Below are 21,137 nucleotides of genomic sequence, written 5' to 3'. Positions count from 1 at the left end.
TCTACTTAAAAATAGAAAATAAGTTATCATTTAGCTCGAGATAATATCGCTAAACTAGTGGTCGCTATTTATTAGCACAGACAAAAAAGGGAGTATACCCTACGCCCTTTTTTAGCTGTTCGGCTTTTAAATGGCTTAAACTCTTTCAATAATTAAGGCTATGCCCTGGCCGACACCAATACACATGGTACACAGTGCATAACGCTTATTGGTACGTTGTAGTTGTCGAGCCGCAGACGTTATTAAACGCGCACCACTCATGCCCAAAGGATGCCCTAAGGCTATGGCGCCACCTTGTGGGTTAATACGCGGATCGTCATCTTGTAAACCTAATTCGCGAATACAAGCTAAAGCTTGTACTGCAAAAGCTTCGTTCAGTTCAATAAGGTCGATATCTTCAAGCGATAAGTTTAAACGTTTTAATAGTTTTTGTGTTGCCGGTACTGGGCCAATCCCCATAATACGTGGCGGTACACCAGTGACAGCCATACCTAGCACTTTAGCAATCGGGGTTAAGTTGTTTTTTTGCACCGATTGACTTGACGCCAATAAGATTGCGGCAGCGCCATCATTAATCCCTGAGGCATTACCCGCGGTAATACTGCCTTTGGCATGAACAAAAGGTTTGAGTGCTAACATTTTTTCTAAGCTTGTTAGGCGAAGATGCTCATCTTGAGAGAAAATAATAGGCTCTTCTTTACCTTTTATAACACTGACAGGCATTATTTCTTCGGCAAAAAATCCAGCTTGTTGGGCACTCGCCGCTTTTTGCTGGCTAGCAAAAGCAAACTTGTCTTGGTCTGCTCGGCTAATGTTAAACTCTTCGGCAAGGTTTTCTGCTGTTTGTGGCATACTTTCAGTACCATAAGCGCTATCGAGTGCTTTGTTAACAAAGCGCCAGCCCATAGTCGTATCGAACATTTCTTGAGTACGCGAAAAATTACTTTCCGCTTTGCCGATCACAAAAGGCGCCCGAGTCATACTTTCAACACCACCGGCAATAATCATTTCAGCTTCACCTGACTTAATCGCCTGCATAGCAATGCCGACAGCATTCAACCCTGAGCCACATAAACGGTTTAGCGTTGTTGCGGGTACTTGGTAAGGTAAGCCGGCTAATAACGTTGCCATACGAGCAATATTACGGTTGTCTTCCCCTGCTTGGTTAGCACAACCTAAAATAACATCGTCTACTTGGCTAAAATCTAGAGTTGGATTTCGTGCCATTAATGCTTTTAAGGGTAAGGCGGCTAGGTCATCAGCCCTTATAGTCGCTAGCGAGCCGCCATAACGGCCAATGGGAGTTCTAATTGCATCACAAATAAAGACTTCATTTTGTCCGCTGTTTTCAGTTTTTGTTGAAAAGGCACTCATGTATATATTCTCTTTTGAGTTTATTGGTGCTGCGATCTAACTGACCTCAGCATAATCATAAGCGCCATGATAAGCACTTTTTACTTTAACTATTTTTTCTTTACCGGTAAAAGCATAAGAAATCGCTGACAACGTCAAGTCTATTCACCCTCTGTTTTCTGAAAATCCCGATTTATTGATAAAATCACCGAAGAGATTGATCATATCCAGTTAACCTTGATTGACTCACAAAAGCCTTGTGACAGGCGTGTTATTCCAGCTCATTCAGTTGAAAACTACAAAAACGTCTTTGCTATCTGACAAGACTATTATCTGACAATACAACCATCAACTTACTGCGAAAAAGCTTGGCTTATTGCTCAGCAACCTTCAATTTATATTGCGAAATGACAAATCATGCCCTTTATCAATCGAGCACCTTGTGATGCACTCGATAAATTAAAAGTGGTTATGGTCGATGAATCAATAAGGTTTTAGCCACCGGTGAATATCAAACTATTGAATACGCTTGGTAATAAGTCTGTACTGGCATTGGTGCTTCAATACTCCCTGATTGGCAAGCAATCTTAGAAACTGAAGCGACAGTATAAATACCGATAGAAAATAATAAATTAATAAAAGAAAATTGTCGCTCTGCTCCAGTGAGTTAAATTTACTTTATCGCTTAAATAAAGTCTAAACAGATATCGGTACAGCCTTTGCCACAATAAACACCCGGAGTACTTTTATCTTCAGGGACAATTAAACGCAGTATACTGCCGCAAGTTTCACATTTCATTTCACGGCCCGCCATCACTTTTTTAATCAATGCTTTTTGATCGTTAAATGACTTTGCACTGCTTTTTTTTAATAGGTCAAACTGTGTTATATCAAGCATAAAGCTGCCTTATTAATGCTAAATAGCTTTCAGCATCTGGGTAATAGTCAATGGATCTGCACTTTTATTAATATAAGAGCGCTAAATTAAACAGCGGCGCAATAAAACCCGTCATATTGACCACCTAACGGCTCAGCGCTTGAAATCAATAAATTTTGGTAGGAACTAATATTTTCATAACTGGCGCCAACAAAAGGATAAGCGGTAATTTCCCAAGGGAAATCATCATTGCCTTCATAAGGACAAAAAGAGAGTTTTTGATTGTTTTCTAAAAGTAACTGACCAAATTTCAAAGCGGCTTCTTCGTTAGGAAATATCACTGAAAACTCAATTTCACGGGCTTGGTTTAAATCATCACCATCAATCATCATTTGCCATAAGGCATCACCAACATTGTCTTGTGGAAATAGGGCTAAATCACGGTTCATTATTTTTCATCTTATCTTTGTAGGCATTAATTCGCTATTTTATCTGATGAAAAACATAATACCAATTCAGTTAGCGATTATTTTTGGTAAACTAGCGATATAACTTACCAACGAATCACTCACCTTGAATATAGCCTTACATAAATTTGAGCTTCACATTGATGTTAATACAGAAAATAGCAGCATTATTGGCGAACTTAACCAAGCATGTTCATTAAGTAATGCTCAATTAAAACAGGCTATTCAACGAGGTGCGTTATGGTTAACCCGTGGTAAAAGCACACAGCGTTTGCGACGTATAAAAAAGCCATTACAAGTAACCGATACCCTACACTTTTATTATGACGAACAAGTATTAAGCCAACAGCCTAATGAAGCGTTATTAATTAATGACGATGTTGATTATAGCGTATGGTATAAACCTTACGGTATGTTATCCCAAGGTTCAAAGTGGAGTGATCACTGCACGATTGCCCGTTGGGCTCAAACACATTTAACCCCTGAGCGCCCCGCATTTATTGTTCACCGTTTAGATAGAGCAGCCACCGGATTAATTCTAATTGCCCATAGTAAAAAAGCAGCGCGCGCATTAAGTGCGATGTTTGAAAAACATGACTTAGAGAAAATTTATCATATTATTATTCACGGCGATCATCGTTTACGACCACAACCTGACACATTAACCTGTGATGTCGATGGTAAAAGCGCCAGCAGCCATTTTAGCCATCTTGCTTATAATGAAAAAAATAACACCTCGTTGGTGCAAGTTATTATTGATACGGGGAGAAAACACCAAATAAGAAGTCATGCTGCAAGTATTAATATGCCGGTGGTTGGCGATAGATTACACGGGGAAGTTGGCGACGCCAGCATTGAAGAAAGTATTAACTTACAGCTGTGCGCCGTGGCACTTAATTTTATTTGCCCGCTAACCGCAGAGCAGAAGTCGTTTAAAGTGCCTGAACATTTAATGCCCTCATTAAATGTTCTTGGCTAAGTGTTGTTTATGAACAGTAATTAAAATCACTATCATTAAGCAGAGCTAATTTATCACCAACAATTTCAGCCGCATCAAGTTTTGCTAACAGATCAAAACCGATTTGACGTTGCTCTAGTGTCAACGCTAAGTAAGGTAATCTAAAGTTAGCTTGAACGGCACCTGTCATCATTAACGTGGTATTTATGGCAATAGGGTTAGGCTCACAAAACAACCATTTCATCAGGCTTTGTAAACGTTCATTTAGTTCGTCATCTTCACTGTCCATTAATGTTCTCATTAGGCCAGGCACTAGATTCGAGGTTACAGAAATAACACCGTGAGAGCCAAATTGGTGGCGACCAACATAACATTCATCATCATTACCTGACCAACAAGCAATACCTTGTTTTTCATAATAAGCAATACGGTCATTGCCGCCACATTCTTTCACGCCAATAAAGTTTTTATGCTTTGACAAAGGTTCGATCAAATCAGGTGTAAGGTCTTGGCCCGTTCTTCCTGGTACGTTATAGATAAACGCAGGACCAATATCTAAGACTTTGTTAAAATGCGCAGCAACACCCGCCATTGAGGTTCGCCCGTAATAAGGATTAATTTGCAATGCTGCATCCATACCCATGGCAAACCCATTTTGTGTGGCTTTAATTGCCTCTCGGGTATTATTACTACCGGTATTACCAACAATAATAAGTTTGTCACTATATTGATGAACGGTATGAGCGATTAACATTAAATGCTCTTCCCAACTTAATAAGTGTCCTTCACCTGTAGTACCACCGACAACAATACCGTCAACACCCGCCGCTATTTGCTTTGCAACCAGCTTGTCATAAGTAACAAGGTCAATTTCACCCTGTGCGTTGTAAGGGGTTTTTATCGCAGTAATTAAACTTGCTGCCTTTATATTTTTCATTTTTTCTCAACTACATATTAGGTAAAAGGGTAATTTTTCTTATTTTTGAAGAATAACTGAATTTAACAATGACCGATTTTATCAACAACTCGGCGCAGGATAAACACTTCATTACTAACAATGTGCTGATATTTGAAAATTTGACTGTCTAAGGCTAAAACTTTATAAGCCTGATAGTTATTTTCATCATTTAAATCGGCTCGATAATGCTCACCGTCAACAACTTCTTCTTGTGTGATAGTAAAGTGAATATCTCCCACTAATCCCCAATCGCCTAACTCAATAATTTGGCTAACAATTTCGCCCTGAGACGTTTGTTCAACAAAAGAAAATTCAAAACTACCATCAAGGCAAAGCTCAGCATACTCAACAAGTTGGTGACCGACGTCGTTCATTTCCATACGATACCAACGGCCGGCTAATAATGCTCGGTTATATTGTTCACTCACTTAAAACACGCCTTAATAACTCTGTCAGATATAAATACTATTGTGCATTATTTTCACCGACAACCAAATAAAAAAAACCACAACATTGATTGTTGTGGTTAAATAAAGCGCTTGACGTTTTATTAAAAATTAGTTTTTTAAGACCTTAATGCTGCCATTGACACTTTCTAAATTAATCGTAATATCGCCGCTGCCGACTGTCCCAGATAAGTGACGACCACTAAACATTTTTTTCTCACTTGAAAGCCCAAATGCCGTGTCGATACTACCGTGCATGGTTTCGGCATTAATCGTGGCATTGAGCTCACCAGGCATATAAAGTTTAATACTGCCGTTGACCGTTGTTAGCTCCACGCTGTCGATGTTGTTACTAACTTGCTGGTAGGTCGCATTAATACTGCCATTAACTGAATTTAATTCAAGGTTTGCAGCTAAGCCTTGCACACTAATAGTACCATTGACTGTATTCGCTTTTATGTCACCTTGTACTTTATCAATCACCAATGAACCGTTTACTAATTCTATATCGGTTAATGCCGCGCCAAACGGAACCATAACAATATAATCAACTTTGCCAGAGCTATTATTATGCCCCCAAGATGATTGTTTTTGGTATATAGTTTCAACACTAACGCCCCTAGAACTTTCAGAAAACTCAAGGTTTATACGGTCTCTATCAGTTTGATTTTCCGCGGTCACTGTTGCTGTTATTCTAATTTCATCGTTACTCCAACCTTGAATATCAACACCACCATTTATATTAGCTAAACGTAAACTTGTTTGTTCATTAACAACAAATGATTTTTCAATGGTATCTTTAACCTCTGCATATACGGTGCTAATACTAGCAAGTGATAAAATTGTGGCTAAAGTAAGTTGTTTCTTAAATGACTGTTTCATGAAATTTCCTTGAGTTTTATTAACTATTTTAATGACTATAATGGTTAAGTACACAATGGCATTGAAAAGGTTTAAATTTTATTTTACTTTTTTAAATGACCTTTCCTGCTCTTAATAACTAACAACAATTCAACTTTTACAGTAACCTAACGGTAATTTTTACCTATTAACAGGATTTATAAATGACCATCGCTAACGTGCACTTACTTCTTACTGGCAATGAATTGATGACGGGAGATATTGTCGACAGTAATTCAGCAATGATCGCTCAACAATGTAAAGCCATTGGCATAAAAATTAGTCGAAAAGTGACCTTAGCTGACGATCTTGATTTACTTGCAAAGGAAATAGAACACTTAACAAAAGATGCCGATGTATTAATTATTAATGGCGGGCTTGGTCCAACAACAGATGATTTAACCGCGCAAGCATTAGCGATGGCGACACAACGCTCTTTAAAGCAACATCCTATAGCATTGGCCCACCTAAAAACCTGGTGTGAACAACGTAATGCTCATTTAGGTAAGGCTAATTTAAAGCAAGCCCTGCTGCCAGAAAATTGTAATATTATTGCCAACCGAGTAGGCAGCGCAGTAGGTTTTTCCTTAACACTGAATGATTGCCAAATTTTTTGTACGCCGGGAGTCCCCAGTGAACTTAACATAATGCTTGATGAAGTAATCATTCCTGAATTGGCCTCACAATCTAACTTCACTGCGGAAATGGATATTACTCGCTTACAATTATTTGGTATTGGCGAGTCAACCCTTCAGTCAATGTTGGTAAAAAACTTTCCCGATTGGCCTAAAGAAGTTGAAGTCGGTTTTCGTGCATCTTCGCCATTAATAGAATTAAAGTTAACCGTTGAAAAAAATGAGCATTTATCAATAAAAATCGATCTTATTCAAAAAATTAAAACCTTATTAAATGATCACATCATTGAAGAGATTAAAGATAAACCTTATTCTTTAGCCGAACTAGTATTGCAGTTATGCCAACAAAAAAATCTTAAAATAACAACAGCAGAGTCTTGTACCGGCGGTTTAATCGCCAGCGAAATAACCAAAGTTTCAGGGTCATCATCTTCGTTTGAGGCTGGCTTTGTAACTTACTCAAATAATATGAAAAGCAAACTATTGCATGTTAATGAAAATATACTTGAACAACATGGCGCGGTTAGTGAACAGACAGTAATAGCGATGGCAGAAGGTGCATTAGCCATAGCAGGAGCTGATTTAGTTATTGCCGTTTCAGGTATAGCTGGCCCAACGGGTGGCAGTAAAGAAAAACCCGTTGGCTCAGTTTGGATAGCTTGGGGTAATAAAGATAAAATACACACCAAATATTTTTGTATAAAGGCAAATAGGGAAAACTTTCAACGTACGGTAGCAGCAAGATCTCTTGATTTAATAAGACGGTTATTAATTGAGAGTAGTCAAACACCACTTTATTTTTAATATATAGCCTTAATATGTTGTATGCATGTTAACGTTAGGTATTAACTATAATAATATTGAAAGAAATGTCATTTTTATTGCGCCATAAATCAAATCTTTATATATTTATAGGCAGAATAAACTAGAATAGAATTATAAAGCTGCATATTCGTTATTTGGGTAACTAATATTGCTAGACGTTTGAGTAGAAATAGGAGCATATTTTGATAGAAAAAAACTTCATCACGAGTGGTCGTAATACCATTATCCATAAGATGAGAAAATTTGATTTATTGATTATAAATGGCGGTCACCCTGTAGTGATTGTAAGTAACCGTGGTATAGGTATTTACAAAGGTGAAGTTCCAAATAAGAAAGCTGACGCTAAGAAAGCCTATCAAGATGTTGTTGATGTTAGTGCAACAGACGTTTTTGGAGAGAATAAAACATTAATTTTTATACAAGCATTAGATAACAAAGAATATAAAATTGATTATTCAAAAGTAAATACTGGCTCTTTCATTAAAATTCACCAGGAAAACTACATTTAATCGATATTTTAAGTGGTAATATTGGAGTAAATCTAGCGTGACTCAAGCAAGCTTAGTAACAAATAAAAAAAATAATATTGACCTTGTTTTGCAACCGGTTAAAGATGATACACAGGTAACAGAAGCCAGCGTCCATGAACTAATAGAAAATTCTGAATTTAAAGATTTATATGTTGATAATGGTAATATAAAAAATGCCATCGCCGAACTTAATAGTGTCCTAAAACCCCTTCAAACGAATAAATCTGGCCGAGAAATTAGTTATCAAGTGCTTGAGCGCAGAGACGCGACTATTTCAATTACCATTGATAAAGATGAAATGTCTGCAACAGCTGAGATTTCAACAGCGCTTGGTGGTAAACATTTAACCGCTAAGGCCATTCTCAACTCTGCTCAAGAAGCTGGTGTTAGCAAAGGTTTTACCAAAGAGCAATTATTAAAACTTGCTCATCAAGCCGCGAAAGAACCTGCTGGCTCTATAATTACCGGCGAAATTGCCCACGGTAAAATTGCCATTAATGGTAAAAATTCAAAAATAAAATGGTTAGTGCAAAGCGCCCAAGATAGAATTTTACGTCCTAAAGATCGCGAAGATGGAAGTGTCGATATGCGCGATTTAGGTGACATAATTTGTGTGAAAGTTGGCGATCCGCTCGCGAAAAAAATTATGCTTACCGAAGGTGTTAAAGGTTTTACTGTGACTGGCTCTGCCCTAGATCCTTTACCAGGAGATGACATCACGCTAACCGCTGGCGAAGGTACAACAATAAGCCCTAAGAATGATAAAGTCTTAATCTCGACACTGGTCGGCTTACCAAGAATTATTGATAACGGCATGGAAGTTGATCCGGTTTATCGCATAAAAAATGTTGATATCAGTACTGGGCATATCAAATTTGAAGGCAGTGTTATTATTGATGGTGATATTTGTGAGGGTATGAAAGTAACGGCAACCGGCGATATCACAATTGGTGGTTTTGTTGAGTCAGCAACCTTAGAAGCTGGTGGTGACATTACTATTGGTAGTGGCATTATTGGTAAAAAACAAGACGTTGAAGGTCAATCTCTCGATAATATTAAAATGAGTGCTTATATATCTGCTAAAGGTGATATTTTCGCAAAATATGCTCAATATGCTGAAATATCTTGTCACTCCTTACGTATTGAAAACCAAATGATGCACAGCATTATTGATGTTGAAGAGACACTTTGGTTAGGCACTGAAGAAAAAGCTAATGGTAAGCTTATCGCTGGTTACATAAAAGCGGGAAAATCTGTTCATGCCGGTATTGTAGGCGCAACAGCAGGAAGCAGCACCATTATAAGCTTTTCCAAAAAAGTGGATCTAATGAAAGAACAGTTAGAAGACATTGAATTTAAATTAAAAGTTGATTCTGATAAATCAACAGAATTACAATTAGCCGTTAATAAACTCAAAAAGTTGCCTACCGATAAAGTAAACCCTGAGATGCTCAGTAAACTGGTTTCTACTTATAAGTTTCATGCTCATCGCGTAGGTGAGATTCTTAACGAAAAAGAAGCTTTTGAAGAGCAAATACAAACCTATATGGCAAGTGTCTATATAGAAGCAACAGAGAAACTTTATCACGGTGTACAAATGATTGTTGGCGACTTCCAAGATAGATCTCGCCGTGAATATGGACCAACTAAGGTGAATTATAAAGAAAGAAAAATTCATTTTAATCCTATCGTTAATACATAGAATATTACTGAACATTTTCCATCAATATCATTTTAGTTACATTAGGAAAACGATGAAAATTAATACTCTTGCTTTAATTGCAACGAGCTTAATTGCTGTTACAGCTTCAGCACAGCAATGCGATATAAACTTTAATCATGGTGTGGTAATCAACCCTTCTCATGTACGTATTTTGAAAGAAAGCCAAACCTACGTTCAAATTAATAATGATCAACAATTATTTATTCGTGGGCGTGAGATAGCCCTCAATGAAGAACAAAGACAATTACTCACGCAATACAGCCAAGGCATTCGTAAACAAATCCCTGAAATAGTGGCGATAGCGATTGAAGGTGTTGATATTGATTTAAAAGCAGTAAACAAAGTTATTGCGGGTTTAACGGGTGAAAATAGCGCCTCACATCAAAAAATTCAAGAGCGCTTCGATGAGATGCAATACCGTTTAAGAGAACGTTTTAACCATAGCGATACTAATTATTATATTGCTTCGCAAGATTTTGCTGATTTTGATGAAATTTTTGCTGGCGCCTTTGAACAAGAAATTGAAAGTATCGTAACCGAATCAATTGGCACTATTTTAATGGCCGTTGGTGAAGCAATGACCACCAACGAAGCAAGCAGTAGTGAACAGCGCGTAGAAACCTTTGACCAACGTATCAAAGGTATGGAAAAGGATTTGCAGCTTGACATTGAACCCCGCGCACAAGAAGTTAAATTAAAAGCTGCGCAGTTTTGTAAAAGCTTAAAGAAGTTAGATCAACTAGAGTCGAAGTTACAGCAAAGTATCACGGCACTGAGTGAATTTGATTTGATACAGACAAAGTAATTCCGTTGCTCCCAAAGAGCAACGTCATAGTGAACAAAGCGCCAACCTGAACATAACTCCGTCATCCTGAACACAACACCGTCATCCTGAACATAACTCCGTCATCCTGAACATAACACCGTCATCCTGAACATAACGCCGTCATCCTGAACTCGTTTCAGGATCTGTAATTGTAACATAGAGACCAGATACTGAAATAAATTCAGCATGACGATAAAAGGACTAAACGCTCACCGACTCCTTGATACCATGACTATCATCATCAAAATAAGCCGTCATCCCAAAACAAGCACAATCACCTGAACACAAGCACCGTCATCCTGAACACAAGCACCGTCATCCTGAGACAGGCGCCGTCATCCTGAACTTGTTTCAGGATCTGTACTTACAACCACAAAGACCAGATACTGAAATAAATTCAGCATGACGACAAAAGTACTAAAAGATCACGACTCCTTAATACCATGACTATCATCATCAAAATAAGCCGTCATCCCAAAACAAGCACCGTCATCCTGAACACAAGCACCGTCATCCTGAACTTGTTTCAGGATCTGTACTTACAACCACAAAAACCAGATACTGAAATAAATTCAGCATGACGACAAAAGGACTTAACGATCATCGACTCCCTGATACCATCACTGTTATCACAACGCCATCATCCTGAATACAAGCACCGTCACCCTGAGAGAGGCACCGTCATCCTGAAACAAGCACCGTCATCCTGAACTTGTTTCAGGATCTGTACTTACAACCACAAAAACCAGATACTGAAATAAATTCAGCATGACGACAAAAGGACTAAACGATCATCGACTCCCTGATACCATCACTGTTATCACAACGCCATCATCCTGAATACAAGCACCGTCACCCTGAGACAGGCACCGTCATCCTGAAACAAGCACCGTCATCCTGAACTTGTTTCAGGATCTGTACTTGCAACCACAAAAACCAGATACTGAAATAAATTCAGCATGACGACAAAAGGACTTAACGATCATCGACTCCCTGATACCATCACTGTCATTCTGAGACAGGCACCGTCATCCTAAAACAAGCACAATCACCTCAACACAACGCCATCGTCCTAAAACAAGCACTGTCATTCTGAACACAACGCCATCATCCTAAAACAAGCACAATCACCTGAACGCAACACCGTCATCCTGAACTTGTTTCAGGATCTGTACTTGCAACAACAAAGACCAGATACTGAAATGAATTCAGCATGACGATAAAAGGACTAAACGATCATCGACTCTCTGATACCATTACTGTCATTATCAACACAGCGCCGTCGTATTGAACACAACACCGTCATCCTGAAAACAAAAAACCTGCATCAGCAGGTTTTTATAATTAAAATCGCACAAATAGTAACTTACATATTTGGATAATTCGGACCACCGGTGCCTTCTGGTGTTACCCAAGTTATATTTTGGCTTGGGTCTTTAATATCACAGGTTTTACAGTGAATACAGTTTTGTGCATTGATCACTAATTTATCACCCTGCTCTGTCGATTCAATTTCGTATACGCCAGCCGGACAATAACGCTGAGCAGGCTCTGCATACTTAGCTAAATTAACCGTAATTGGAACATCGACGTCAGTCAGTCTTAAGTGACAAGGTTGTTCTTCTTCATGGTTAGTATTTGACAAAAACACTGAGGTTAATTTATCAAAACTTAGTTTATTATCTGGTTTTGGATAATTGATAACCGCCGACTCCGAGGCTAATTTAAGCTGGTCATGGTCAAGCGTGTCGTCCTTGAGGTTAAACGGTAATTTACCGTTAAATAGGTTTTGATCTATGGTGTTATAAGCACCACCCAAGGTCATACCAAATTTATGCATCGCCGGACCAAAATTGCGAGAGCTATAAAGTTCGTCATATAACCAAGAGTCTTTAAACCTTTCAGTATAATCAGCAAGGTCTTTACCGCCTTCATCACCGGAAACAATCACTTGAAAAATACTTTCAGCGGCTAACATACCCGATTTCATTGCGGTGTGATTACCTTTGATTTTAGCAAAATTTATCGTTCCAGCATCACATCCGACTATAATACCACCAGGCATTGTCATTTTAGGTAGTGAGTTAAAACCACCCTTTGCCATCGCTCGTGCTCCATAAGAAACACGTTTACCGCCTTCAAGGTACTGACTAATTTTTGGATGATGTTTATAACGTTGAAATTCATCAAATGGACTTAAATGCGGGTTGCTATAATTTAAATCTACAATAAGACCTACAAATACTTGATTATTTTCTGCATGGTATAAATAGCCACCACCCGTTGCGCCTTGATCTAATGGCCAACCGGCCGTATGTACCACGAGACCTTCTTGGTGCTTAGCGGGATCAATGTCCCAAATTTCTTTAAAACCTAGACCATAATGCTGTGGAGAGACACCTTCATCTAAATTAAATTTACTGATCAGTTCTTTACCTAAGTGACCACGGCAACCTTCAGCAAAAACAGTATACTTAGCGCGAAGTTCCATTCCAGGAACAAACGAATCTTTTTCTTTACCATTAACATCTAGACCCATGTCACCGGTAATAATACCCGCAACACTACCATCATCGTTATAGAGTACTTCATGTGCAGGGAAACCAGGAAAAATTTCAACCCCTAGTTCTTCCGCTTGCTCTGCTAACCAACGACATACGTTGCCCATGCTAACAATATAGTTTCCATCGTTATGCATAGTTTTTGGTACAGAGATGTTAGGTAATTTTATCGCGTTGCTTTCGCTGTTAAGTAAATAAAGATCATCGCCGGTAACTTTTGTATTCAGTGGCGCGCCTTTTTCTTGCCAATCTGGGAATAATTCATTTAGCGCTCTTGGCTCAAAAACAGCCCCCGATAAAATATGTGCTCCAACTTCTGAGCCTTTTTCAACAACGCAGACTAAGAGTTCTTGATCTTTTTCTTTTGCTAACTGCATCAAACGACAAGCTGTTGCTAAGCCAGACGGACCAGCACCAACAATAACAACGTCAAAATCCATCGATTCGCGTTCCATAAATTTCCCCAAAAAATATTCATTTAAATAAAATCAAACACTCGTTTGATTTTCAAACACCTGTTTGATAATATCACTCATTATAGATATTTTGTTGATAAATACTATCTTCTATTGAAAGATATTGCGACAAAAGCTATTTAAGCTCAATTTATCGAGACAAGCACCGTATTACGTTGACGTTCACGTAGTCTAGTATTAGTCTGTCGAGCAATAATGAGAAATACTTGCTAATGTTAGTTTAATTAATCAAACCTTAGCTTTACACTATAAATACAAACACAACAAACGCAATCAGAGGCTACGATGAAAGTATTAGTACCTATTAAACGTGTAATTGACTATAACGTCAAAGTTCGCGTAAAAGCAGACAATTCAAATGTTGATCTTGCTAATGTAAAAATGGCAATTAACCCTTTTTGTGAAATCGCTGTAGAAGAAGCGGTTCGTTTAAAAGAAGCTGGCGTTGCCACTGAAGTTATTGTGGTATCCGTTGGTGACAAATCTTGCCAAGAACAATTAAGAACGGCTTTAGCATTAGGCGCAGACCGCGCTATTCAAATCGAAACTGATGAGAAGTTAGACGCTCTTAATATCGCCAAACTTTTACAAAAGATTGTTGAAGAAGAACAGCCACAATTGGTTATTCTAGGTAAGCAATCTATCGACAGTGATAATAATCAAACAGGTCAAATGCTCGCTGCCTTAACAGGTATGCCGCAAGGTACTTTCGCATCAGTGGTAAAAGTTGAAGGCGATAAAGTTAATGTAACACGTGAAGTTGATAGCGGCTTACAAACTGTATCACTTAACCTACCTGCAATTGTTACTACCGATTTGCGTTTAAATGAACCTCGTTATGCTTCATTACCTAATATCATGAAAGCAAAGCGTAAACCATTAGTGGTTAAACCCGCTGCAGATTTTGGCATTGATTTAAGCCCACGTTCAAAATTAATAAAAGTTGTACCACCTGCAACACGTAAAGCCGGTATTATTGTTGATGGTGTAGATACATTAATTGAAAAACTGAAAAATGAAGCGAAGGTGATTTCATGAGTATTTTAGTATTTGCTGAACATGATAACAGCACATTAAAAGCTGACACGCTTAAAACAGTTGCTGCAGCTCAAGCAATTGGTGGTGACATTCATATATTAGTTGCTGGTAGTAATTGTCAGAGTGTTGCACAAGAAGCCGCTAAAGTTAACGGTGTAAGTAAAGTACTTGTTGCTGATAATCCAGCTTATGAACATCAGTTAGCTGAAAACATTAGCTTATTGGTAACAGAACTTGCTGCTGATTACGAACACGTCTTAGCAACAGCTTTAACGACAGGTAAGAACTTTATGCCTCGCGTTGCCGCTTTATTAGATGTTGCACAAATATCAGATATTATTGCTGTAGAAAGTAGTGATACTTTTGTTCGTCCTATTTATGCAGGTAATGCTATTGCCACAGTGCAAAGCTTAGACAGTAAAAAAATAATTACGGTTCGTCCTACGGGGTTTGACCCAGTTGCCACTGATGGTAGTGCTGAGATTGTAACAGTAGACTCAGTAACAGACGCTGGAATTTCAACGCATGTAAATGATGAACTTTCTGTATCAGAACGTCCTGACTTAGGCGCAGCAAGTATCGTTATTTCAGGTGGTCGTGGCATGCAAAACGGCGATAACTTCAAGTTACTTGAAGGTATTGCAGATAAGCTTGGCGCTGCTATTGGTGCTTCACGTGCCGCTGTAGATGCTGGCTTTGTACCTAATGACATGCAAGTCGGTCAAACAGGTAAAATTGTTGCTCCTGACCTATACATAGCTGTAGGTATAAGTGGTGCAATACAGCATTTAGCTGGTATGAAAGATTCTAAAATCATTGTTGCGATCAACAAGGATGCCGAAGCGCCTATTTTCCAAGTAGCTGATTACGGTATTGTTGGTGATTTATTTGAAGTATTACCAGAGCTTGAAGGTAAACTGTAAACTATAACGTTTTCAGACTTATTTTCTAGGTATAATAAAGCCACTTTAATAGTGGCTTTATTTTTATCTTTTATTTAACCACTCAGTCAATTAACACTCGGGTACCACATCATGAAAAATAAACTTTCTAGTCTTAGCGATCTTGCTGGTGCATTTGGTAGAGAGAGTGCTACAGCTGAGCATTCGGCCAATCAGCAACCAGCCGATAGTTCATTAGTATATTCAACAGATAGTGGCCGTATCAAACAAGACAATAACACCCAAACAATAACAGCCAGTGATGGCTTTGCTAAAGTTAGGCGTGAAACTAAAGGCAGAAAAGGTAAAGGTGTCATCACCATTAGCGGATTAGGCTTAGATGCAAAAGCGCTAAAAGAGCTTGCTACAAAATTGAAGAAAACCTGTGGCACCGGTGGCAGTGTTGTCGGTGAAGTCATCGAAGTGCAAGGCGATAAAAGAGAGCAAATAAAACAGGTCCTTGAGAGCAATGGCTTTAAGGTAAAGTTTGTTGGCGGCTAGTCAGCAAACATCTAACAGGCTAACTTATATCGTACTTTCGTAATTTCATTGCTATTTTATTGTGTGAAACCTTTAACCGCTCTGCTAGTTTTCTCGTTGTTGGGTAAAGCGGATACAAGGTTTTAAGCAAATCGCCTTCAAATTTTTCTTGAGCACTATTCCAGTCGGACCATTGAGGCTGATCAGCAAAATTTTCACCATCGCTAGCAGAACCAGCAATATTATGACTTATCGGTAAATCGACTGCTGAAAATTGTGATAACGCACCATCAATATCAGACTTTTCAATAACACCACTATCATTAAGGGCTACCGCTCTAAATAAAATATTTTGTAACTGGCGAATATTACCTGGCCATTGGCATATCTTAAGGGCAGCAAGTGCTTGCTCTGTTAAAGTAGGTACTTTTCGTGCAACTTGAAGCGCCGCCATTTTAATAAAGTGTGCCGCTAATAAAATAATATCATCGGGTCGTTCACGCAGTGGAGGTATCGACAAATTCAATACATTTAGGCGATAGAATAGGTCTTCTCTAAATAATTGTCGTTCAATCTGTTGCGGTAAGTGTTGGTGACTGGCACTGATTATACGCACATTCGCCGTTAACTCTTTCGTGCCACCTAGACGACGATATTTATAATCCTGTAAGAATCGTAATAACTTAGCTTGTAAATATACTGACATTTCTGCAATTTCATCTAAAAAGATAGTCCCTGTTTCTGCCAGTTCAAATAGCCCAGGTTTCCCCCCTTTTTGAGCCCCGGTAAAAGCACCTGGCGCATAGCCAAACAGTTCACTTTCCAATAAGTTTTCGGGTAATGCTGCACAATTCAGCGCTAAAAAAGGCGCGTCGGCACGTCGACTGGCATTATGCAAAGCACGAGCTAATAACTCTTTACCTGTACCTGTTTCACCACTGATAAGTACCGGTAATTCTAATTCTGAAAACCTGAGTGTTTGAGACTTTAAGAGTCGAATAGCTGAGTTCTCACCAATAATATTATCAAATTCAGCTTGCTCTCGACTCTGTATTAATGCGATATGCTGACCAACGCGGTTCATTGAACGTAAGGTGAGAATAACGCCTGATGAACTATGTTCTGAAAATATTGGCGTGATATCAGCTAAATAAGATTGTTCGAGGAATGAGAGTGAAAAATTACTCAGTGAAGAATTAAGCATGTCTTGAAAGGACTGATCTATATATTGATCGATATGCTGTCCCTCAATTTTTATAACTAAATCTTTTAATAACGACTGAGCGGCCGTATTAATAATAACAATAATACCATTTTGGTCGATATCCAGTATAGGGTCTGGAATAGTGTCTAATAAGGTTTTTAAATGAGCCTCACGTCTTTGTGTCGGTAATAAGTCGACAGATAAACAATGAACTATGTCATCGCGGTGCGACAGAGAATTTTGCACGTCAGACAATATTAATTCATTGGACATAAAGTGGACATAAATAAAGTGACTAACCACTTCAAGTGAACGTATATTCCAACGATTATCAGCAAAAATAGCCAAGATTTCTTGGCTTATACCAATACGATCTTTTACTTTAATTTCAATTCTCATCAGTTTATCTCAATGTTTCAAAGTCATATTGTAATAGATTAATTACAATGTATTAATTATATTACAGAATAACTGATAAGCGAACGATTTGTAATAATTTAATTACAAATCAATAGGCCTACACACCAACAATCACATAACACATTGATATAATTACCTTATATATTGCTGGCTCTTTTTTTGCAAACATAAAAACAAACGGATCAATATAAAAGAAATTAGCGGCGCAACCTATAAAAAATAACAAAGTGCGCCGCTAATTTTCTTCATCGAAATGCTTATTAAAGAGAAGATTTATGAAAAATAGTAAATATGTTGAAACACAAGCAATCCATTCAGGGCGTATTAACGATGAGCAATTTGGCTCTTTAGCAACTCCGCTCTACCAAACGTCTACTTTCATTTTTGAAAACGCTAAACAAGGCGCCGACCGTTTTGCGGGTGAAGCTGAAGGATATATCTATGGGCGATTAGGTAACCCTACAGTAAGACAATTAGAAATGCGTGTTGCTGCCATGGAAGAAATGGAAGATGCAGCTGCCACAGCAACAGGCATGGCAGCTGTTTCTGGCGCCTTATTAGCTAATTTGCAATGTGGTGATCATATTATTTCATCTAGTGCCTTGTATGGCTGTTCATATGCATTGATCAGTCATATGCTAACCAAATTCGGCATTGAAGTTTCATTTGTTGATATGAAAGTGCCTGAAAATATTGAAAAAGCGATAAAACCAAATACTAAAGTTATATTCCTAGAAACACCAATAAACCCAAATTTAGTAGTTTTAGATTTAGCACGTATTTTAGCGATATCAAAAAAACACAGTATTCTATCAATCGTTGACAATACTTTCTTAACCCCTGTTTTACAGCAACCTGGAAAATTTGGTGCGGATATCGTTGTTCACAGTGCAACTAAGTATCTAAATGGTCATGGTGATGTGGTAGCAGGTATTATCTGTAGTAATGCTGAAATGATAGAACACATCAAATTAACTGCACTTAAAGATATTGGCGCAACAATGAGCCCTCATGATGCATGGTTAATTATGAGAGGATTAAAAACCTTACCATTGCGTATGGAACGCCACTGTTCAAATGCACAAACAATCGCTGAGTTTTTAGAAAGTCACCCAATGATAGCTAAAGTTTATTACCCTGGCCTTAAGTCGCATGACGGTTATAAATTTATTGGTACGCAAATGAAAGCGGCTGGTGGAGTTATCGCTTTTGAATTAAATGCAGACTTAAAAGGTGGCGAAGAGTTTATAAATCGGATGAGTTTATTTTCAATCGCAGTAAGCCTAGGAGATGCAGAGTCTCTTATTCAGCACCCTGCTTCGATGACTCATTCACCTTATACACCAGAAGAGAGAGTAGCGGCAGGTATCAGTGATAGTTTAATTCGAATATCTGTTGGTTTAGAACACGTAAATGATTTACTTGACGATCTGAAGCAATCGTTAGATCAAATAGAAAACCGCCAAGAGCAAGTTGCCTAACTTAGCGGTTTATAACGAGTAAGTATAATTACCCGTAAAGTATTAATCCTGCGTTATAATTTTAGTTAGCGCAGGCAGTACTTTTTCTTTTAACAAGGTTAATTCACTGTCTGTATAAGCCTTCATTGCAAACTCACCCCAAACAGGCTTCGGCCAAGCAATATCATCCGCAAAGCGAACAATGTGATGGACATGAAGTTGTGGACAAATATTACCTAATGCCGCTACATTCATTTTTGTGCCATTAAATAACTGCATTAAGATTTCACTTAACAAACTTGATTCATTGAGAAACTGCTGTTGTTGCTGCCAATCAAGTTGATAAATATCTTGAATATCATCGACCCTAGGTACTAAAACAAACCACGGATAATTACTATCATTCATTAGTAATAGTGTTGACAGTGGTAACTCAAGTAACTCAATGGTGTCACGTTGTAATAGCGCATGAAGTTGAAATGTATTAGACATATAGACTCTCTTAACGTTTATTTTTACGACCGCGACCGCGGGCAGTTTTCTTAGCTTCTCTAGCCGCTACTTTTTTAGCCTCAAGTTCGATAAAATGTAGTGTTTCAATTTCTATCATATCAGGTGTTTCAAAAGTAATGCCACCCAGAGTATTATCACGTATCTCATTGATTAATATTGCTGCGGCTTTATGATAATCAATACGACCACCTGATTTAACACAGCCGCGTCTACGACCTATTTCTTCAAGTAACTCTACTTCGGTTTGTGGCGTATCGTCAAATTGATAACGTTCTTTTAATCGTTGCGGGTAATGCGCTAATAAATATTCACCAGCAAACGAGGCAATATCTTCATGGTCGAAGGCGGTATCTTTAACTGCGCTGGTAATCGCTAATCGATAACCACTGTTTTCATTAACAATTTTTGGCCACAACATACCTGGGGTATCATATAAGTAAAGACCTTCGTCTAAACGAATTCGCTGCTGACCTTTAGTCACAGCAGGCTCATTACCGACTTTAGCTTTTGCTTTTCCAACAAGAGTATTTAATAAGGTAGATTTACCTACGTTAGGGATACCCATGATAACAACGTTGATCTGTTTACCCGTTTCATTTTTACTGGGTACTAATTTACGAATAAGACTAGGGAGTGTCTTCGCTACAGAAGGGTTATCTGTGGTTAGAGCAATTGCTTTGACATTTTTTTGAGACTCTAAATATTCTAGCCAAATTTTTGTTTTAGCAGGATCGGCAAGATCTGACTTATTGAGAATTTTAATAAGGGGGATATCACCTCTGATCTCAGTGATCATCGGATTTTCACTGCTAAACGGCAATCTAGCGTCACACACTTCTATGACCACATCTATTTGTGGAAGAATTTCTTTTATTTCTTTTTGGGCTTTATGCATATGCCCAGGGAACCAATTAATAGCCATAACAACACTAAGTAATTTATTAATGTGTAGATTTTAGCAAGTTACGCATTGATACACACGTTACATTGAAAATAAATATGATATTACAAGCATCGCCAGTTATAAGATAAGCTTTTGAGCTGAAAGATATGAAATTTAACATGCGTTAGTAGCAAGTTTACAAAGACTTAAATACAAAAACGTTTCGTTTATAACAAGCATGCTTATTAAAAGCCAGACTACCTTGTTATCAGTGCATGCTAGTTAGCGAATTTTGTTTTTTTTGAACGCCAGAAAGCAAAAAACCCGACTCTTTCGAATCGGGTTTCTGACGTGTAGGGATATACTAATGTCGCGTTGCCAAGGATGGCAAAGAGCGAACTAATTGGAAGCGGAGGATGTCCTAGGCTCACATGGGCATGTCGAACATAAGTCACACTACCCTTGTTATTAATCCATGCTAGCTATGGGTTTGGTCTTTTTTAAACGTCAGAAAGCAAAAAACCCGACTCTTTCGAATCGGGTTTCTCTAAATAGAAGCCTAGCAATGTCCTACTCTCACATGGGAACTCCCACACTACCATCGGCGCTACTGCGTTTCACTTCTGAGTTCGGAATGGGATCAGGTGGTGCCACAGTGCTATT

At 38.3% G+C, this 21,137-nt stretch carries 19 protein-coding genes and 1 rRNA gene; 9 read left to right on the top strand and 11 right to left on the bottom strand.

Annotated elements, in window-relative coordinates; all coding sequences use genetic code 11:
• Positions 1-135: 135 nt before the first annotated feature.
• From pcaF to H4J75_RS17535, 3 genes are all read right to left on the bottom strand, one after another.
• On the bottom strand, positions 136-1,374 hold the full coding sequence (pcaF, locus tag H4J75_RS17545) for a 3-oxoadipyl-CoA thiolase (protein ID WP_182204376.1): 1,239 nt from the start codon (positions 1,372-1,374) through the stop codon (positions 136-138).
• Between the two features lie 664 nt (positions 1,375-2,038).
• The gene (locus tag H4J75_RS17540) at positions 2,039-2,251 is read right to left on the bottom strand and encodes a hypothetical protein (protein WP_070374450.1); all 213 of its coding nucleotides are present in this window, start codon (positions 2,249-2,251) and stop codon (positions 2,039-2,041) included.
• A gap of 86 nt (positions 2,252-2,337) precedes the next feature.
• On the bottom strand, positions 2,338-2,679 hold the full coding sequence (locus H4J75_RS17535) for a ribonuclease E inhibitor RraB (protein ID WP_070374451.1): 342 nt from the start codon (positions 2,677-2,679) through the stop codon (positions 2,338-2,340).
• A gap of 124 nt (positions 2,680-2,803) precedes the next feature.
• Between H4J75_RS17535 and H4J75_RS17530 the strand changes: the two genes are divergently transcribed.
• Positions 2,804-3,676, top strand: coding sequence for an RluA family pseudouridine synthase (locus H4J75_RS17530; protein ID WP_182222820.1), 873 nt, complete (start codon positions 2,804-2,806; stop codon positions 3,674-3,676).
• A 7-nt stretch (positions 3,677-3,683) separates the two neighbouring features.
• Here the strand turns inward: H4J75_RS17530 and dapA are convergent, their stop codons facing one another.
• From dapA to H4J75_RS17515, 3 genes are all read right to left on the bottom strand, one after another.
• Complete coding sequence (gene dapA / locus H4J75_RS17525; RefSeq protein ID WP_182217862.1) at positions 3,684-4,592, bottom strand: 4-hydroxy-tetrahydrodipicolinate synthase; 909 nt, start codon at positions 4,590-4,592, stop codon at positions 3,684-3,686.
• Positions 4,593-4,654: 62 nt separating this feature from the next.
• Positions 4,655-5,041 carry a hypothetical protein gene (locus H4J75_RS17520; RefSeq protein WP_070374454.1) on the bottom strand — a complete coding sequence of 129 codons (387 nt, stop codon included), beginning with the start codon at positions 5,039-5,041 and terminating at the stop codon, positions 4,655-4,657.
• Positions 5,042-5,170: 129 nt separating this feature from the next.
• Positions 5,171-5,941 carry a DUF4097 family beta strand repeat-containing protein gene (locus H4J75_RS17515; protein WP_182222819.1) on the bottom strand — a complete coding sequence of 257 codons (771 nt, stop codon included), beginning with the start codon at positions 5,939-5,941 and terminating at the stop codon, positions 5,171-5,173.
• 182 nt (positions 5,942-6,123) lie between these two features.
• On the opposite strand from H4J75_RS17515, the gene H4J75_RS17510 reads away from it, so the two are divergent.
• The 4 genes from H4J75_RS17510 to H4J75_RS17495 all read left to right on the top strand — a co-directional run bounded on the left by H4J75_RS17510 (position 6,124) and on the right by H4J75_RS17495 (position 10,477).
• Entirely contained in the window at positions 6,124-7,398 is a 1,275-nt protein-coding gene (locus H4J75_RS17510) for a CinA family nicotinamide mononucleotide deamidase-related protein (protein WP_182222818.1), read from the top strand.
• A 203-nt stretch (positions 7,399-7,601) separates the two neighbouring features.
• Positions 7,602-7,928, top strand: a complete 327-nt coding sequence (locus H4J75_RS17505) for a hypothetical protein (RefSeq protein WP_146800730.1) — start codon at positions 7,602-7,604, stop codon at positions 7,926-7,928.
• Positions 7,929-7,965: 37 nt separating this feature from the next.
• Complete coding sequence (locus H4J75_RS17500) at positions 7,966-9,651, top strand: DUF342 domain-containing protein (RefSeq protein WP_182222817.1); 1,686 nt, start codon at positions 7,966-7,968, stop codon at positions 9,649-9,651.
• A gap of 52 nt (positions 9,652-9,703) precedes the next feature.
• Complete coding sequence (locus tag H4J75_RS17495) at positions 9,704-10,477, top strand: DUF2884 family protein (RefSeq protein ID WP_182222816.1); 774 nt, start codon at positions 9,704-9,706, stop codon at positions 10,475-10,477.
• A 1,387-nt stretch (positions 10,478-11,864) separates the two neighbouring features.
• On the opposite strand, the gene H4J75_RS17490 is transcribed toward H4J75_RS17495, so the two are convergent.
• Positions 11,865-13,514: an electron transfer flavoprotein-ubiquinone oxidoreductase gene (locus tag H4J75_RS17490; protein WP_070374460.1), complete on the bottom strand. Its 1,650-nt coding sequence runs from the start codon at positions 13,512-13,514 to the stop codon at positions 11,865-11,867.
• A gap of 306 nt (positions 13,515-13,820) precedes the next feature.
• Here H4J75_RS17490 and H4J75_RS17485 point away from each other — a divergent pair, with 306 nt between their 5' ends.
• From H4J75_RS17485 to H4J75_RS17475, 3 genes are all read left to right on the top strand, one after another.
• Positions 13,821-14,573 (top strand): electron transfer flavoprotein subunit beta/FixA family protein, encoded by a 753-nt coding sequence (locus H4J75_RS17485; RefSeq protein ID WP_070374461.1) that lies wholly within the window; start codon positions 13,821-13,823, stop codon positions 14,571-14,573.
• Positions 14,570-15,496: an electron transfer flavoprotein subunit alpha/FixB family protein gene (locus H4J75_RS17480; RefSeq protein WP_182218571.1), complete on the top strand. Its 927-nt coding sequence runs from the start codon at positions 14,570-14,572 to the stop codon at positions 15,494-15,496. Before H4J75_RS17485 ends, H4J75_RS17480 begins: the two co-directional genes overlap by 4 nt.
• Before the next feature lie 111 nt (positions 15,497-15,607).
• Positions 15,608-16,015, top strand: coding sequence for a translation initiation factor (locus H4J75_RS17475; RefSeq protein WP_182222815.1), 408 nt, complete (start codon positions 15,608-15,610; stop codon positions 16,013-16,015).
• Between the two features lie 19 nt (positions 16,016-16,034).
• On the opposite strand, the gene H4J75_RS17470 is transcribed toward H4J75_RS17475, so the two are convergent.
• Complete coding sequence (locus H4J75_RS17470; RefSeq protein ID WP_182222814.1) at positions 16,035-17,597, bottom strand: sigma 54-interacting transcriptional regulator; 1,563 nt, start codon at positions 17,595-17,597, stop codon at positions 16,035-16,037.
• Positions 17,598-17,893: 296 nt separating this feature from the next.
• Between H4J75_RS17470 and megL the strand changes: the two genes are divergently transcribed.
• A complete protein-coding gene (megL, locus tag H4J75_RS17465; RefSeq protein ID WP_070374463.1) occupies positions 17,894-19,099 on the top strand; it encodes a methionine gamma-lyase in 1,206 nt (401 codons plus the stop codon).
• Positions 19,100-19,141: 42 nt separating this feature from the next.
• On the opposite strand, the gene H4J75_RS17460 is transcribed toward megL, so the two are convergent.
• The 3 genes from H4J75_RS17460 to rrf form a co-directional block, all read right to left on the bottom strand.
• On the bottom strand, positions 19,142-19,570 hold the full coding sequence (locus H4J75_RS17460; protein ID WP_182222813.1) for an HIT domain-containing protein: 429 nt from the start codon (positions 19,568-19,570) through the stop codon (positions 19,142-19,144).
• A gap of 10 nt (positions 19,571-19,580) precedes the next feature.
• Positions 19,581-20,513: a ribosome biogenesis GTPase YlqF gene (ylqF, locus tag H4J75_RS17455; RefSeq protein WP_070374465.1), complete on the bottom strand. Its 933-nt coding sequence runs from the start codon at positions 20,511-20,513 to the stop codon at positions 19,581-19,583.
• A 518-nt stretch (positions 20,514-21,031) separates the two neighbouring features.
• A 5S ribosomal RNA gene (gene rrf / locus H4J75_RS17450) occupies positions 21,032-21,137 on the bottom strand; the annotation flags it as partial.

The sequence above is a fragment of the Colwellia sp. BRX10-1 genome (genome assembly GCF_014077545.1).
Lineage (GTDB): Bacteria > Pseudomonadota > Gammaproteobacteria > Enterobacterales > Alteromonadaceae > Colwellia_A.
Note: the sequence above shows the minus strand (reverse complement) of the source record. Positions and strands in the feature narration are given on the sequence as shown.